This is a genomic window from Methylobacterium hispanicum, assembly GCF_022179285.1.
Lineage (GTDB): Bacteria > Pseudomonadota > Alphaproteobacteria > Rhizobiales > Beijerinckiaceae > Methylobacterium > Methylobacterium hispanicum.
This window is the reverse complement of sequence record NZ_BPQO01000013.1, coordinates 88945-102514: the sequence shown is the minus strand read 5'-3', so window position 1 is coordinate 102514 and position 13570 is coordinate 88945. Positions and strand designations below refer to the sequence as shown.

The window sequence follows — 13570 nt, the reverse complement described above, 5'->3', positions numbered from 1 at the left end:
GAGCTTCCACCGCCTCCACGACGAACCAGCAACCCACCGGAGTGAAAGTGTGACCATCCAGACCACCACAGCCCCCCTGGCCACCGCTGCGGCGCATGCCGACACGCGCGCCGTCCTTCTCAACGAGGTATCCTGGGGGGCGATCTTCGCGGGCGCCGTCACCGCGCTGGTGACGCAGGTCGTCGTGAATCTCGTGGGCGTGGGCGTCGGGCTCGCCTCGGTCGGCCCCACGGCCGCCGACAACCCGGCCGCCTCCACCGTCTCGCTGGGCGCGGGGCTCTGGTTCGTCGCCTCGGGCATCGTCGCCTCGCTCGTCGGCGGGGCCATCGCGGGCCGCCTCTCGGGCAAGCCCCTGCCGGGCGCGGCCGCGCTGCACGGGCTCGTCTCCTGGGCGGTGACCACGCTGGTGGTGCTCTACCTGCTCACCTCGGCCGCCACCGGCTTGGTCGGCGGCACCCTCGGCACTGTCTCGGGCGCGCTGGGCGGCGCCGGCAACCTCGTGGGCGGGACCTTGCAGACGGCCGCCCAGGCCGCGGCGCCCTCGCTCGCGAAGGTCTCCAACCCGCTCGACGGCATCGAGCAGACGGTGCGCCAGCAGGCGGCCGGGCAGGACCCGCAGGCGGCCCGCGACGCCGCCGTGGCGGCGGTGCGCGCGGTGCTGACCGGCGACCCGGCCCAGAAGGAGCAGGCCAAGACCCGGGCCGCCGACGCGCTGGCCAAGGCGCAGGGCATCGCGCCCGACCAGGCCAAGGCGCAGATCGACGATTACCAGAAGCAGTACGAGCAGGCGGTCGCCACCGCCAAGCAGAAGGCCGAGGCGGCGGCGCTGACCGCGAAGTCGGCCGCGACCCAGGGCGCGTTCTACGCGGCGCTGGCGCTGATCCTGGGCGCGGCGGCCGCCTTCTTCGGCGGCCGGCTCGGCGCCCCGAAGCCCGCCACGCTGCTCGGCGCCTACGACGCGCGCCGCATCTGATCCCGCAGATCGGTCCCCGCCCGCGGGCGGGGGCCGTCCCCGGGCCGGCACCGCCGGCCACCACACCGAGACACCAGAGAGGAGCAACCCGATGAGCAGCACCACCGACAAGATCAAGGGTCTGGCCAACGAGGCTGTCGGCAACGTCAAGCAAGGCGTCGGCAACCTCACCGGCAACGACAAGCTCGTGGCCGAGGGCAAGGCGCAGGAGCTGAAGGGCGAGGCGCAGAAGACGGTCGGCGACGTGAAGGACGGCGCCCGGAACCTCGCCGACAAGGTCACCGGCAAGCGCTGACCACCCCTCGGAGGCGCCGGGTCCGACCGGCGCCCCGGCCTCCGACAGGCTCGTTCAACCCCACGGGAGACCCACATGAACCGCGACCAGATCCGCGGCGCGTCCCGTCACCTGAAGGGTCGCGCGCAGACCGCCCTCGGCGGCATCGCGGGCGATCCGGCACGCCAGGTGCGCGGCGCCGTGAACCAAGTGGCCGGCGGCGCGCAGTACGCCTACGGCCGGGCCCGCGACCGGGCGGACGACCTCGTCGAGGACGGGCGTCACCTCGCCCGCGAGGGACGCGATCTGGCGCAGGAGGCGCGCCGGCGCGGCGCGGCCTACGGCCGCCGCGCGGTCCGCTACGCCGACGCCAACCGCACCGACACGCTCGTGGGTCTCGCCGTGCTCGCCTTCGCGGCCGGCTGGCTCGCCCGCCGCACCCGCTGACGAGGAGATACCGTCGATGCTGCGCAAGATCCTGACGGCGTTCATCGTGCCGAAGGTCATCGCCTATATCGGGCGCCGTTACGGGCGGCGCCCGCCCCGGCGGACCTACTGAACCGCCGGATCCCTGCCCGCCGGGTTCCTGCCCGCGGGAGGGCCTGACCGTCACGGCCTCCACGGACGGGGGCATCGCCACCGCGGTCCCGCCGTGGACGCGGTGGCGGCGCGGGTTCCTCGCCTCGCGGAGCGCGGCGATCATCCGCCGGAAGGGCGCGTTGTCTCGGCGCCCGCGCAGGATCGCATTCATCCGGGCCGGGCGGCCCTGTGCTGCCGCCGTGGCGCGGCCGGGATCGAGGACGAGGGCGGCAAGGTCGCGCGCCCCGTCGGCGGATGCCGCCCGGGCCAGGGCGGCGAGGTCGGCCGCGCAGCGCTCGTCGTACCCGCCGGTCATGGGCGCCCCGTGCGCCTCGCCAAGCCCCTTCCCCCATCAGACGCCGGCGCCCCGGGCCGCCCATCGATGGCCGCGGGCTCGCGCCGCGTCATGCGCCGCACCCGGGCGCCGCCTCAGCGGCCGACGATGCGCGGCGCCACCGCTCGCACAACGGTCTCGCCGGTGAAGCCGGCATCGGCCCCGACGACGAGCTGGTGCTCCGGCCCGATCCTGCGCCTCACAAGGTCGCGGTTGCGGGAGAGCGCCTCCAGTCCGTAGCCGTTGGAGCGGCCCTCGCGCACGCCGCGGCGGGCAGGCCCGGGCCGGTCGCGCGAGACGGCGCACGGGCGCGCCCTTGACATATATGCAAAACGCGTCTTAGTTATTCGCACGATGCGAATAAGAGGGCGCCATGCACGAGGACGCGTTTCTCGCCGCCTACGACCCGACCCCCTACGGACGCCTCGCCCTGACGGTCGACGCGGTCCTGCTCGGGCTGCTCGAGGGTCGCCCCGCCGCGCTGCTCCTGAAGCGGGACGAGCCGCCCGGGGCCGGATGCTGGGCGCTTCCGGGCGGCTTCGTCCGCGTCGACGAGACGCTCGATGCCGCGGCCGAACGGGTGCTGCGCGAGAAGGCGGGGCTCGCCGGCCTCCACATGGAGCAGCTCTACACCTTCGGCGCGCTCGACCGCGATCCGCGCATGCGCATCGTCTCCGTGGCCTATCTCGCGCTGCTGCCGGAGCACGTCTTCGCGGCGGCGGCGCGCAACGGAGCGGGCTTGCTGCCGGCCCCCATCGACGTGCCGTGGGCCGGCGAGGCGGGCGGTCCCGTCGCGGTGCTGCCGCCCGCGGGGAGCGCGGAGAGCGGCCCGCTGCGGCTGGCCTTCGACCACGCCGACATCCTCGCCCTGGCGATGCTGCGGCTGCGGGGCAAGCTCGACTATTCGGAGGTCGGCTTCGCGCTGCTGCCCGAGCGCTTCACCCTGCGCCAGCTCCAGGACGTGCACGAGGCGATCCTCGGCACCGCGCTCAACAAGCCCGCCTTCCGCCGCCGGATGCTCGACCGCGGCTGGCTCGAGCCCACCGGCGAGCGCGAGGCCGGCACCTCGTTCCGGCCGCCCGAACTCTATCGCTTCCGCAAGCCCCGCTGATCCCGTCGAGGAGAATGCCATGGCCACCATCCGCACCATCGGCCCGGTCGCCCAGCTGAGGAGCGAGGCGAGCCGTCACGTCGTCCGATACCGGAACGGGCGCCTCCGCCAGAGCGGGCGCGGCCTCGTCTTCTGGTTCCGCCCGGAGACGGCGAGCATCAGCGAGCTGCCGATGGACGACCGCGAGATGACCCTGTTCGTGCGCGGGCGCAGCCGGGATTTCCAGGCCGTCGCGGTGCAGGGCACGATCGGCTGGCACGTCGTCGATCCCGAGCGGCTGGCGAGCCGCGTCGACTTCTCGATCGACCTGCGGACCGGGAAGCTCCGGGGCGAGCCGGTCGAGCGGATCGAGGCGCGCCTCAGCGGGATCGCGGGGCAGGCGGTGCTGCACCACCTCGGCGCGAGCCCGGTCCGCGCCCTGCTCGACGCAGGGCCGGATCCCCTGCGGCTGATCCTCGAGGCGACCCTTGCGGAGGCTCCGGCGCTCGCCGAGATCGGTGTCGGTCCGGTCTCGGTCCGGCTGACCAACCTCGCGCCGACGAGCGAGCTGGAGCGCGCCCTGCAGACGCCGACCTTCGAGGCGCTGCAGCAGAAGGCAGACGAGGCGACCTTCGCCCGGCGGGCGCTGGGGGTCGAGAAGGAGCGCGCCATCGCCGAGAACGAGCTCGCAACGCGCACCGAGCTGGCCCAGCGCGAGTCGCTGCTCATCGCCCGCGAGGCGGAGAACGCCCGCGCCCGTGCGGCGGCGCTCGCGGAGGCGCGGGGCCTGGAGGCGGCGGCGGAAGCCGGGCGCATCCGCCTCGTCGAGGGGGCGCGCGCCGAGGCCGAGGCGCAGCGCGTGGCGGTCTACCGCGACCTCGCCCCGGCGACCCTGCTCGGGCTGGCGGCGCGCGAGCTGGCAGGCAAGCTGGAGACGATCGAGCACGTGAACGTGACGCCGGACCTTCTGGCGAGCCTCGTCGGCGAGGTCCGCCGGGCGGCCGCCCCGCTCGCCGCACCCCGCTGAGGCGCGGACGATGGCGGCGATCACCCCGCGCGCCGTGTTCGTCACCCGCGACACGGATTACGAGCTGCTGCTCGCCCGGCACGCGACCCGCGGGCAGGCCAAGTTCTTCCTCGAGAGCCGCGGGCAGTCGCTCGGCGAGGTCGAGGCGCGCCACGCCCGCTTCCAGGCGGTGCTGGCCGAGGCGCGCGCCGCGGTGCCGGCGGGCTGGCGCCAGACGCTGGCGCGCCGCGCCGACCTCGACCGGTTCCTGTTCGCGCCCGAGGACGTCGTCGTCGCCGTCGGGCAGGACGGGCTGGTCGCCAACGTCGCCAAATACCTTGACGGGCAGCCGGTGATCGGCGTCAACCCGGCGCCCGACCTCTACGACGGCGTCCTGGCGCGGATCGCCGTCGCGCGTCTCGGCGCGCTCCTGCCGGCGAGCGTCGCGGGCGCGGCCCGCATCGAGCGGCGCACCATGGTGCAGGCGGTGCTCGACGGGGGCGAGCGGCTCCTGGCGCTCAACGAGATCTTCGTGGGCCATCGCGGCCACCAGTCCGCGCGCTACCGGATCGAGACGGGGGAGGCGGCCGAAGACCAGGCGTCGAGCGGGGTCATCGTCGCGTCCGGCACGGGGGCGACGGGCTGGGCGCGCTCGATCAGCGAGGCGACCGGCCTCGGCGTCCCGCTCGGAGCCGAGGAAGCCGCGGTCGGCTACTGGGTGCGCGAGCCCTTCGCCAGCGTGGCCACGGCGGCCCGGCTGCGGGCGGGCAAGCTCGCCGCGGCCACGCTCTCGCTGGTCTCGCGGATGAACGAGGGCGGCGTGGTGTTCGCCGACGGGATCGAGCAGGACTTCATCGCCTTCGACTGGGGCCGGCGGGTGGAACTCGGCCCTGCCGCGCGCGGGCTCAACCTCGTGGTCCAGTAGAGCGCTCTCCTCGACGTGGACTCCGGTCCGGCCAGGGAGAGCGTGTCGAGACACGGGCCCGGGGACGGGTCCGATCGCGTTGCGGTCGGGAACGGCGCCGGCCGTGGTCGCCCCGGATTTTCCGAACTCCGCGCGGCCGTGCGAGGATGGCGGCCGGAGGACGCGACATGCACGAGACAGGCGACGGCCACACGCACCACCACGACCATGAGCACGCGCCCGACCGCGGGCAGGACGTCCCGGCCGAGCGCTGGAAGCACGACGGCGTGCGGGTGATCCCGGGTGACCGGCTCGACCCGAACACCGCCCAGACGCCCGGCATGTTCCGGCAGGCGGCGGTCAACGCGGCGCGGGTCGGCGCGCAGAGGATCTGGGCCGGCACCGTGGCGATCGAGCCCGACGCCAAGACCGGGGTGCATCACCACGGCGCGCTGGAGAGCGTGATCTACGTGGTCTCGGGGCGGGCGCGCATGCGCTGGGGCGAGCGGCTCGAATACGTGGCCGAGGCGGGGCCGGGCGACTTCATCTTCGTGCCCCCGTACGTGCCGCACCAGGAGATCAACGCCTCGACCGACGAGCCCCTGCACTGCGTGCTGGTGCGCTCCGACAACGAGGCGGTCGTCGTCAACCTGCCTGACGTCGCGGCGGCCGAGCGCCCGGAGGCCGTCTACTGGGTCGATCCCATCCACGCGCGTCCGTGACCCCGCAGGCCGGGGACGGAGGCGTCCGTCGGTGCCATGGCCGGAACGTCCGGGGTGGCCGAGTATCCGGAGCGGGGTTCCCGCGCCGAGCAAGGGTGTCCGACAGAATGGCCGACGGCTCCCCCCGGGACGAGCTTCACCGCCGCCTGCGGCGGAGCGAGGAGCTGCGCCGCATCGCGCTCGAGGGCGGCGGGATGGGCGCCTGGCGCTGGGATACGCGCCGGCGCCTGGTCCGGGCAGACGACGTCTTCCAGGGCCTGTGGGGCGTCGCGTTCTCCGACCGGCCGCACCCGGTCTCGGTCTACGCCGACCTGATGGAGCCGGACGGCGCGGCCTTCCTCGAGGCCGTGATGACCCGGGCGATCGCTCCCGCGGAGCATTTCCACGATCAGGTCAAGGTGGCCGCCGGCCCGGCCGCCGGGCGCTGGATCCAGTGGCGCGGCCGGGCCGAGCGCGAGAGGCCCTGGATCATCAACGGGGTGAGCTTCGACATCACCGCGCAGAAGCTGGCGGAGCAGCGGCTGCGCGAGAGCGAGGAACAGCTCCGCCTCGCCACCGAGGCGGCCGAAATCGGCCTCTGGGACGTGGACGTCGTCAACGACACCCTGTTCTGGCCGCCCCGCGTGAAGGCCATGTTCGGGATCTCGGCGGACGTGCCGGTCTCCATGGCCGACTACGACGCGGGCCTGCACCCGGACGACCGCGCCGCCACGCGGGCCGCCTACGCGGCCGCGGCCGACCCCGGCTGGCGCGCCGTCTACGACGTCGCGTACCGCACCGTCGGGAAGGAGGACGGCGTCGTGCGCTGGGTCTCCGCCAAGGGACGCGGCGTCTTCGAGGGCGGGCGCTGCGTCCGGATGATCGGCACCGCCATCGACACCACCGCGCGTCGGCGGACCCGGGCGGCGCTCCTGGAGGGGGAGGCCCGCCTCAAGGCCGTCTTCGCCCAGGCCAGCGCCGGGTTCGCCCTCTGCGACCTCGACGGCCGCTTCACGGAGGTGAACGACACCTACTGCGCCCTCGTCGGGCGCCCGCGCGACCGGTTGCTCGGGCGGCTCATGCAGGAGATCACCCATCCGGACGACCTCGCGCGCAACCGGCCCCTGTTCGAGGCGGCGGCGCGCGACGGGAGGGCCTTCGACATCGAGAAGCGCTACCTGCGCCCGGACGGCGACGAGGTCTGGGTGCGCAACAGCGTCTCGGCCGTGCGCGCGGACGACGGCACGATCGCCGCGATGCTGGCCGTCAGCGTCGACATCACCGGCCGGGTCCGCGCCGAGGCGGCCCTGCGCGAGAGCGAGGCGCGCCAGCGCGCGCTGATCGAGGGCGTTCCCCAGCTGGTCTGGCGCGCGGCGGGCGACGGGCGGTGGACCTGGGCGAGCCCGCAATGGACCGCCTATACCGGGCAGCCGGAGCCGGAGAGCCGCGGCCTGGGATGGCTCGAGCCGATCCATCCGGACGACCGGCATCGCGCCCTGGCGGCTTGGTCCGAGGCCCCGCGGCGGGGGTCACTCGACGTGGAGTACCGCCTGCACAGCGCGGACGAGCGGCGCCACTGCTGGTTCCAGGCCCGGGCCGTCCCGGTCCGCGACGCGGGCGGCGTGATCCGGGAGTGGCTCGGCACCGCGACGGACATCGACAAGCTGCGGCGCCTGCAGGAGCAGCAGCGGGTGATGGTCGCCGAGCTGCAGCACCGCACCCGCAACCTGATCGCGGTGATCGCCAGCATCGCGCACGAGACCCTGGCCCGGACCGGGCCGGGCGCGTCCTTCGTGGTCCAGTTCGACGACCGGCTCGCCGCGCTCTCGCGCGTCCAGGGCCTGCTCTCCCGCTCGGCCGAGTCTCCCATCACCCTCGAGGCGCTGGTGCGCATGGAGCTGCAGGCGCTCGGCATCGGCGAGCGGCCCGTCGGCCTCGACGGGCCGCCCGTGGTGCTGCGCCGCTCCACGGTGCAGACGCTGGCGCTCGCCATCCACGAGCTGGCGACCAACGCCCGCAAGCACGGCGCGCTCTCGACGGCGCGGGGCAGGCTCGCGGTCGGCTGGCACACCCGCGTCGCGGACGAGGGCGGCGGGTCCCGGCGCTGGCTGGTCATGGACTGGGTCGAGACCGGGATACCGGACGGGGCCGACCGGCGCGCCTATCGCGGCTACGGGCGCGAGCTGATCGAGGAGGCCCTGCCCTTTGCGCTCGGCGCGCGCACGCGCTACGAGCTGGATGCGCGGGGCGTGCTCTGCCGGATCGAGCTGCCGCTCGACGGACGCGGCGCCACGGGGACGTACGAGTGACCGCCTGTCCTGCTGCTTCTCCTCCCGCCGCGCTCGCGGGCCGGGCCGTCCTGCTGGTCGAGGACGACTACTTCATCGTGAAGCAGCTGCGGCGGTGCTTCGAGCAGGCGGGGGCGCTCGTCCTGGGGCCGGCCTCGAACGTGCCGGACGCGCTCGCCATCGTGCGCAGCGCCCCGCGCATCGACGGGGCCGTCCTCGACGTCAACCTCCAGGGCGAGATGGTCTTCCCGGTCGCCGACGCGCTCGCCGAGCGCGGCGTCCGCTTCGTGTTCGCCACGGGCTACGATCCGGTCGAGATCCCGCCGCGGCACGGGGCCGTCCGGCACTGCGGCAAGCCGGTCGATGCGGCGCGCGTCGCCGAGGCCCTGTTCGGCTGACCGGGCTCAGGCCGGGCCGAGATCCTCCAGGACCCGGCCGACCCGCTCGGCGAGCGGGAAACGGATCGTGCAACGCAGGCCGTCCGGCTCGTAGGCGAGGGTCGTGGCGGCCTTGAGCTCGTAGCGGATCGTCTCCGTCAGCACCTCCGTGCCGAAGCCGCTGCGGCCGGGCTCGGCGATGCCGGCACAGCCCGCCTCCTTCCAGATGAGCGTCAGCGGCAACCCACTCGCCTCGGGCTCGACGCTCCAGCGGATCTCGAGTGATCCGCTCGGCTGGCCGAGGCAGCCGTGCTCGATCGCGTTGATGGTCAGTTCGTGGACCGCGAGGACGAAGGTCTGGGCGGCGGCGGGCCGCAGCCGCACCGCCGGTCCCGTGAGCGTCGCCTGTCCGCCCTCGTGCACAGTGTAGGCCAGGAGCTCGCTCCCGATCAGGTCCGCCAGATCGACCTGCCCGAAGATGTCGATGGCGGCCTGCACGCGCGCCACCGCGTCGAGCCGGTCCTCGAGATGCGAGACGTAGGTCTCCAGATCCTCCGCCGGCTCGGCCGAGGAACGGATGAGCATGCGCAGCATCGCGAACGTGTTGCGCTGCCGGTGGCGCAGCTCGCCCGGCGCGTTGCGCGCGTCGAGGAGTTGCCGCAGGCGCGCGTTGTCGGCCTTGAGCGCGGCAAGCTCGGCCTCCAGCGCGGCCGTGGGGTCGGGTTGCGCGTCGTGTGTCATGCGGTGTCCCGGTCTGCCTTGTGATCAATCCGTCCGGCCCCGCAGCGTTCAGTGCGCGGCCGCGGGGAGCGCCCTCCGGTGAGGCCGCCCGCCGGCGCCGGAGCGCATAGGCAGACGATTTCATATTGATCGGGCCCCACATGATGTGGCGTGTCGGCCCGCCGTCCACGTCGTGCCGGCAGCGTCCCGCCGGGTCGAATGAGCATTGCACCCCCCGTCCGTCTCGATGAGGTCGTCTACCGGGTCGGCGCGCGCACGATCATCGACCGCCTCGACGCGGCGATCACCGCGCCCGGCATCACCGCGCTGATCGGTCCGAACGGCGCCGGAAAGAGCGTCACGCTCCGCCTGATCGACAACCTCCTCCTGCCCGCCTCCGGCACGATCCGCATCGGCACGGGCCGGGCGCACGTGCGCCGGGCCTTCGTGTTCCAGCGCCCGGCCATGATCCGGGCGAGTGCCGCCTACAACGTCGCCCTCGGGCTGTCCGATCTCGGCCTCACGCGGCGCGAGCGGGACGCGCGCGTCCGGGCCGCGCTCGCGCGGGTGGACCTCCTGGCGCGGGCCGACGATCCCGCCACGAAGCTGTCGGGCGGCGAGCAGCAGCGCCTCGCGCTCGCCCGCGCGCTGGCGAGCGCGCCGCATCTCCTCCTGCTCGACGAGCCGACGGCCAACCTCGACCCCGCGGCGACCGAGGTGATCGAGGGTCTCCTGCGCGAGGCCGCGCGCGCCGGCACCAAGGTGCTGCTCGTCTCGCACAACCTCGGCCAGGTCGACCGCCTCGCCGACGACGTCCTCGTCCTGTCGGAGGGACGCGCCGTCGAGCACGGCCCGACCCGCCAGGTCCTCTCCGCACCCCGCTCCGCGGAAGCCCGCGCCTACATCAAGCGAGAATTGCCATGGACATCCTACGCCGCAGCCTTCTGAGCGCCGCGCTCGCCCTCCTGGCCGCCGGGCCGGCGCGGGCCGAGCCGCAGGCGACGATCACCGTGGCCTCGACCACCTCCACCGAGCAGTCCGGCCTGTTCAAGCACCTGCTCCCCCGCTTCACCGCGAAGACCGGCATCGGCGTCAAGGTCGTGGCGCTCGGCACCGGCCAGGCCCTCGATGTCGGCCGCCGGGGCGATGCCGACGTGGTCTTCGTCCACGACAAGGCCGCCGAGGAGGCGTTCGTGGCCGAGGGCGCGGGCGTGCGCCGCCAGGAGGTGATGTACAACGACTTCGTCGTGGTGGGCCCGAAGGCGGACCCGGCCGGCGCGAAGGGGCAGGACGTGACGGCGGCCTTCACCCGCATCGCCGCCGCCAAGGCGCCCTTCGTCTCGCGCGGCGACCGGTCCGGCACGCACGCGGCCGAGCTGCGCTACTGGAAGGCTTCCGGCATCGAGCCGGGGACCGGGCGGGACGACTGGTACAAGGAGATCGGCCAGGGCATGGGGCCGGCCCTCAACACCGCCTCCGCCATGAACGCCTACCTGCTCAGCGACCGCGGCACCTGGCTGTCGTTCAAGAACCGCGGCGACCTCGCCGTCCTGGTCCAGGGCGACCGGCGCCTGTTCAACCAGTACGGCGTGATGCTGGTGAACCCGGCCAAGCACCCGCAGGTGAAGGTGAAGGAGGGCCAGGCCTTCATCGACTGGCTGGTCTCGGCGGAGGGCCAGCAGGCGATCGCCGACTACAAGATCGACGGGGAGCAGCTGTTCTTCCCGAACGCCGAGGCCGTCGGGAAGCCCTGATGCGGGCGATCCTGCGCGCCGTCCTCGGCCTCGCGAGCGCCCTCATGGCCTCCCTGCCATCGCCCGGGCAGGCGGCGGACGCCGTCCGGCTCCACGCGGCCGGGAGCCTGCGCGCGCCGCTGACCGAGGTGGCGCGCGCCTACGAGGCGGCCGGCGGTCCGCGGGTGGACGCGACCTTCGGCGCCTCCGGCCTGCTCCGCGACGCCATCGTCGGCGGGGCGCCCGCCGAGGTCTTCGCCTCCGCCAACATGGAGCACCCGCGGGCGCTGGCCGAGGCCGGGCGCGGCGGTCCGGCGGTGCTGTTCGCCCGCAACCGCCTCTGCGCGCTCGCGCGTCCCGGCTTGGCGACGACCGGCGCCGACATCGTGGACCGCATGCTCGATCCGCGGATCAAGCTGGGCACCTCGACGCCGGGATCCGACCCGTCCGGAGACTATGCCTGGGCGGTCTTCCGCCGGATCGACGCGCAGCGCCCCGGCAGCCTGGCCGTGCTCGCCGGCAAGGCGCTCCGGCTCACCGGAGGCCCGGCGAGTCCGAAGCCGGCCACGGAGCGCAGCGTGTACGGCACCCTCGTCGAGCGGGGCGAGGCGGACCTGTTCCTGACCTACTGCACGAACGCGCGCGTCGCGGCGCGCGAGGTCGCGGGCGCCCGGGTGGTGGACCTGCCGGAGGCGATCGCGGTGGGGGCCGATTACGGCCTCGCGGTGATGAACGGCGCCGCCGAGGGGGCCTATCGCCTCGCCCTGTTCATCCTGTCGCCCGAGGGCCAGGCGGTCCTGGCGCGGCACGGCTTCACGGCACCCAACACTCCGATGGAGGAGCGATGACGATGCGGCGTCCGACCAGCCTCCTGCGCGCGGCCCTCCTTTGCGCGGCAGGCTTCGCCGGAGCTCTCGTGGGGCTGCCGATCCTGTCGGCGGCCCCGGCGGTGGCGCAGGAGGTTCCTGCCTGCGAGCGCTTCGCCTGGTCCGTGCAGCGCGAGCTGGCCGCCTTCGCGGAGCCCAGCCTTCCCGTGCTCGCGCCGGGGGCGTCGCTGCCCGCCGGGACGATGGCGGTGAGCCTGCGGCTGAGGCCCGCCGCCGAGGCGAACTTTCCGGTCCCGCCCGAGCGCGCGCCGAAGCCCGACACCTTCGGCGGCTTCGTCACGGCGCCCGCGGTGCCGGGCGGCGTCTACCAGGTGACCGTCTCCAGCGAGGCGTGGATCGACGTCAGCCAGGACGGGCGGACGTCGCTCAAGTCCCTCGGCCAGAGCGGGCAGAAGGGATGTCCCTCGGTCCGCAAGAGCCTCCGCTTCCGGCTCGAGCCCGGGCCGGTGACGATCCAGCTCAGCGGCGCCCCGGTCGATCAGGTCGCCGTCGGCCTGTTCCGGGCCGATTGATGGGGCAGGCCCTCCCGGCCCGCGCCGCCACGGCGCACCCTCGCCCACCATCATCGACCTCTCAACGGAAGGCGTGTTCATTTCGAGCACGTAGAATCTGTCTTTCACGACCGGATCGCCGGGCCGGGGGGACGGTCGCGCCCGGTGCCGGGCGGCGGCCGGAACGCTCCCGTCCCGTGGTGCGGCGCGTATGAATCAGGTTCACGTCGCCTCCCAGATCGATCGCGACGCCGACGGCCGCGCGCCGCGGACGCTACCACCTTCGCGCAGGTCGCCCTTGCCCTGAACGAAGGCGGCGCGCCGAGCGCGCGGCGACCGCTGGTACCCGTCGTCGCAGGTGCGCCGGGTCGCGCAGCACATCGCGTCGGTCGCCTGAGCCGATCCTCCGCACCGCTCGCCGCGGCAGGTGCCCGGCGCCTGCCGAGCCCGAGGCTCCCGCCGGCGGGCGGAACCGGGATCTTCCCCGATCGCGGGCGGTCAGCCGAGCGTGGGAAGGCGCCCGTCCGGCGAGTAGCGGTCCACCGCCGCGGGCAGCTCGCGCGACAGCCGCGCGAGCAGCTCGCTCCGGCTCAGGCCGGTCCGCTCCTCGAGGGATGCGAGCGTCTCCGGCCCGATGACGCGCTCCAGCTCCGCCGCCCGGATGTCCCGGTTCGGCCCCGGGTTGATCCAGGACTGCGCGGTCTCGCCGTGGCCGCCCTTGCTGAAATGATCGACGAGCTCGCCGAGACCGCTCGCGATCAGGCTGCCGATGCCCGCCGATCCGACGCCGCCGAGCAGGCGGTCCAGGTTCGCCGGCATGCCGGTCGCGGGCGCGGCGTTCGGCACCTGCGGCACGGGCGAGCGGTGCGTCTCCCCGGCCTTGCCGCCGAGCCATTCGGCGATCTTGTCCCGGTTCTGGTAGCCGGCCACGGCCAGCAGGCCCAGCAGGGCGGTCATCGACGGATATCCCTTGCTCATCGGGTCGCCTCTCTCGTGTTTCGGTGTGGTTTTCGGTGTGGTGGCCGGCGGTGCCGGCCGGGGGACGGCCCCCGCCCCGGGGCGGGGACCGGTTCGCGGGATCGGATGCGGCGTGCGGCGCACGCGACGATCCTCCCCGACGACATCGCGTCGAGATGGATCGTGCGGGCATCGCCTGCGGCGACGGGGAGGCGCCGGACGTCGGTCTCACGCGGGTCGTCCGGTCCTGCGCGGG

At 74.4% G+C, this 13570-nt stretch carries 16 protein-coding genes; 13 read left to right on the top strand and 3 right to left on the bottom strand.

Annotation, left to right across the window (positions count from 1 at the left end):
* Window positions 1-49: 49 nt before the first annotated feature.
* The 3 genes from MFF56_RS16070 to MFF56_RS16060 all read left to right on the top strand — a co-directional run bounded on the left by MFF56_RS16070 (window position 50) and on the right by MFF56_RS16060 (window position 1694).
* Complete coding sequence (locus tag MFF56_RS16070) at window positions 50-973, top strand: PhnA-like protein (protein WP_066922569.1); 924 nt, start codon at window positions 50-52, stop codon at window positions 971-973.
* Between the two features lie 91 nt (window positions 974-1064).
* Entirely contained in the window at window positions 1065-1268 is a 204-nt protein-coding gene (locus MFF56_RS16065) for a CsbD family protein (protein WP_066922571.1), read from the top strand.
* 75 nt (window positions 1269-1343) lie between these two features.
* Window positions 1344-1694, top strand: coding sequence for a CsbD family protein (locus MFF56_RS16060; RefSeq protein ID WP_238230379.1), 351 nt, complete (start codon window positions 1344-1346; stop codon window positions 1692-1694).
* A gap of 561 nt (window positions 1695-2255) precedes the next feature.
* Here MFF56_RS16060 and MFF56_RS16055 read toward each other — a convergent pair.
* Entirely contained in the window at window positions 2256-2483 is a 228-nt protein-coding gene (locus MFF56_RS16055) for a hypothetical protein (protein WP_156454064.1), read from the bottom strand.
* A gap of 50 nt (window positions 2484-2533) precedes the next feature.
* On the opposite strand from MFF56_RS16055, the gene MFF56_RS16050 reads away from it, so the two are divergent.
* The 6 genes from MFF56_RS16050 to MFF56_RS16025 all read left to right on the top strand — a co-directional run bounded on the left by MFF56_RS16050 (window position 2534) and on the right by MFF56_RS16025 (window position 8547).
* Complete coding sequence (locus MFF56_RS16050) at window positions 2534-3271, top strand: NUDIX hydrolase (RefSeq protein ID WP_066927911.1); 738 nt, start codon at window positions 2534-2536, stop codon at window positions 3269-3271.
* A gap of 19 nt (window positions 3272-3290) precedes the next feature.
* Complete coding sequence (locus tag MFF56_RS16045) at window positions 3291-4277, top strand: SPFH domain-containing protein (protein ID WP_066927909.1); 987 nt, start codon at window positions 3291-3293, stop codon at window positions 4275-4277.
* A gap of 10 nt (window positions 4278-4287) precedes the next feature.
* On the top strand, window positions 4288-5181 hold the full coding sequence (locus tag MFF56_RS16040) for an NAD(+)/NADH kinase (protein WP_066927907.1): 894 nt from the start codon (window positions 4288-4290) through the stop codon (window positions 5179-5181).
* A gap of 167 nt (window positions 5182-5348) precedes the next feature.
* Window positions 5349-5882, top strand: coding sequence for a cupin domain-containing protein (locus tag MFF56_RS16035; protein ID WP_066927905.1), 534 nt, complete (start codon window positions 5349-5351; stop codon window positions 5880-5882).
* 95 nt (window positions 5883-5977) lie between these two features.
* The gene (locus MFF56_RS16030) at window positions 5978-8170 is read left to right on the top strand and encodes a PAS domain-containing HWE histidine kinase family protein (RefSeq protein WP_238230377.1); all 2193 of its coding nucleotides are present in this window, start codon (window positions 5978-5980) and stop codon (window positions 8168-8170) included.
* Complete coding sequence (locus MFF56_RS16025) at window positions 8167-8547, top strand: response regulator (RefSeq protein WP_066927900.1); 381 nt, start codon at window positions 8167-8169, stop codon at window positions 8545-8547. The genes MFF56_RS16030 and MFF56_RS16025 overlap by 4 nt, the downstream gene beginning before the upstream one ends.
* A 6-nt stretch (window positions 8548-8553) precedes the next feature.
* Here MFF56_RS16025 and MFF56_RS16020 read toward each other — a convergent pair whose 3' ends face one another.
* Window positions 8554-9267, bottom strand: coding sequence for an HWE histidine kinase domain-containing protein (locus tag MFF56_RS16020; RefSeq protein ID WP_066927897.1), 714 nt, complete (start codon window positions 9265-9267; stop codon window positions 8554-8556).
* 198 nt (window positions 9268-9465) lie between these two features.
* Between MFF56_RS16020 and MFF56_RS16015 the strand changes: the two genes are divergently transcribed.
* Genes MFF56_RS16015 through MFF56_RS16000 form a run of 4 tightly spaced genes read left to right on the top strand, consistent with a single transcriptional unit; the run spans window position 9466 to window position 12378 of the window.
* Window positions 9466-10194, top strand: coding sequence for an ATP-binding cassette domain-containing protein (locus MFF56_RS16015; protein ID WP_066927896.1), 729 nt, complete (start codon window positions 9466-9468; stop codon window positions 10192-10194).
* Window positions 10167-11000, top strand: a complete 834-nt coding sequence (locus MFF56_RS16010; protein WP_066927894.1) for an ABC transporter substrate-binding protein — start codon at window positions 10167-10169, stop codon at window positions 10998-11000. The genes MFF56_RS16015 and MFF56_RS16010 overlap by 28 nt, the downstream gene beginning before the upstream one ends.
* A complete protein-coding gene (locus MFF56_RS16005; protein WP_238230374.1) occupies window positions 11000-11827 on the top strand; it encodes a molybdate ABC transporter substrate-binding protein in 828 nt (275 codons plus the stop codon). Before MFF56_RS16010 ends, MFF56_RS16005 begins: the two co-directional genes overlap by 1 nt.
* 2 nt (window positions 11828-11829) lie before the next feature.
* Entirely contained in the window at window positions 11830-12378 is a 549-nt protein-coding gene (locus MFF56_RS16000) for a hypothetical protein (RefSeq protein ID WP_066918962.1), read from the top strand.
* A 477-nt stretch (window positions 12379-12855) separates the two neighbouring features.
* Here the strand turns inward: MFF56_RS16000 and MFF56_RS15995 are convergent, their stop codons facing one another.
* Window positions 12856-13335 carry a YidB family protein gene (locus tag MFF56_RS15995; RefSeq protein WP_066918960.1) on the bottom strand — a complete coding sequence of 160 codons (480 nt, stop codon included), beginning with the start codon at window positions 13333-13335 and terminating at the stop codon, window positions 12856-12858.
* Window positions 13336-13570 lie beyond the last annotated feature (235 nt).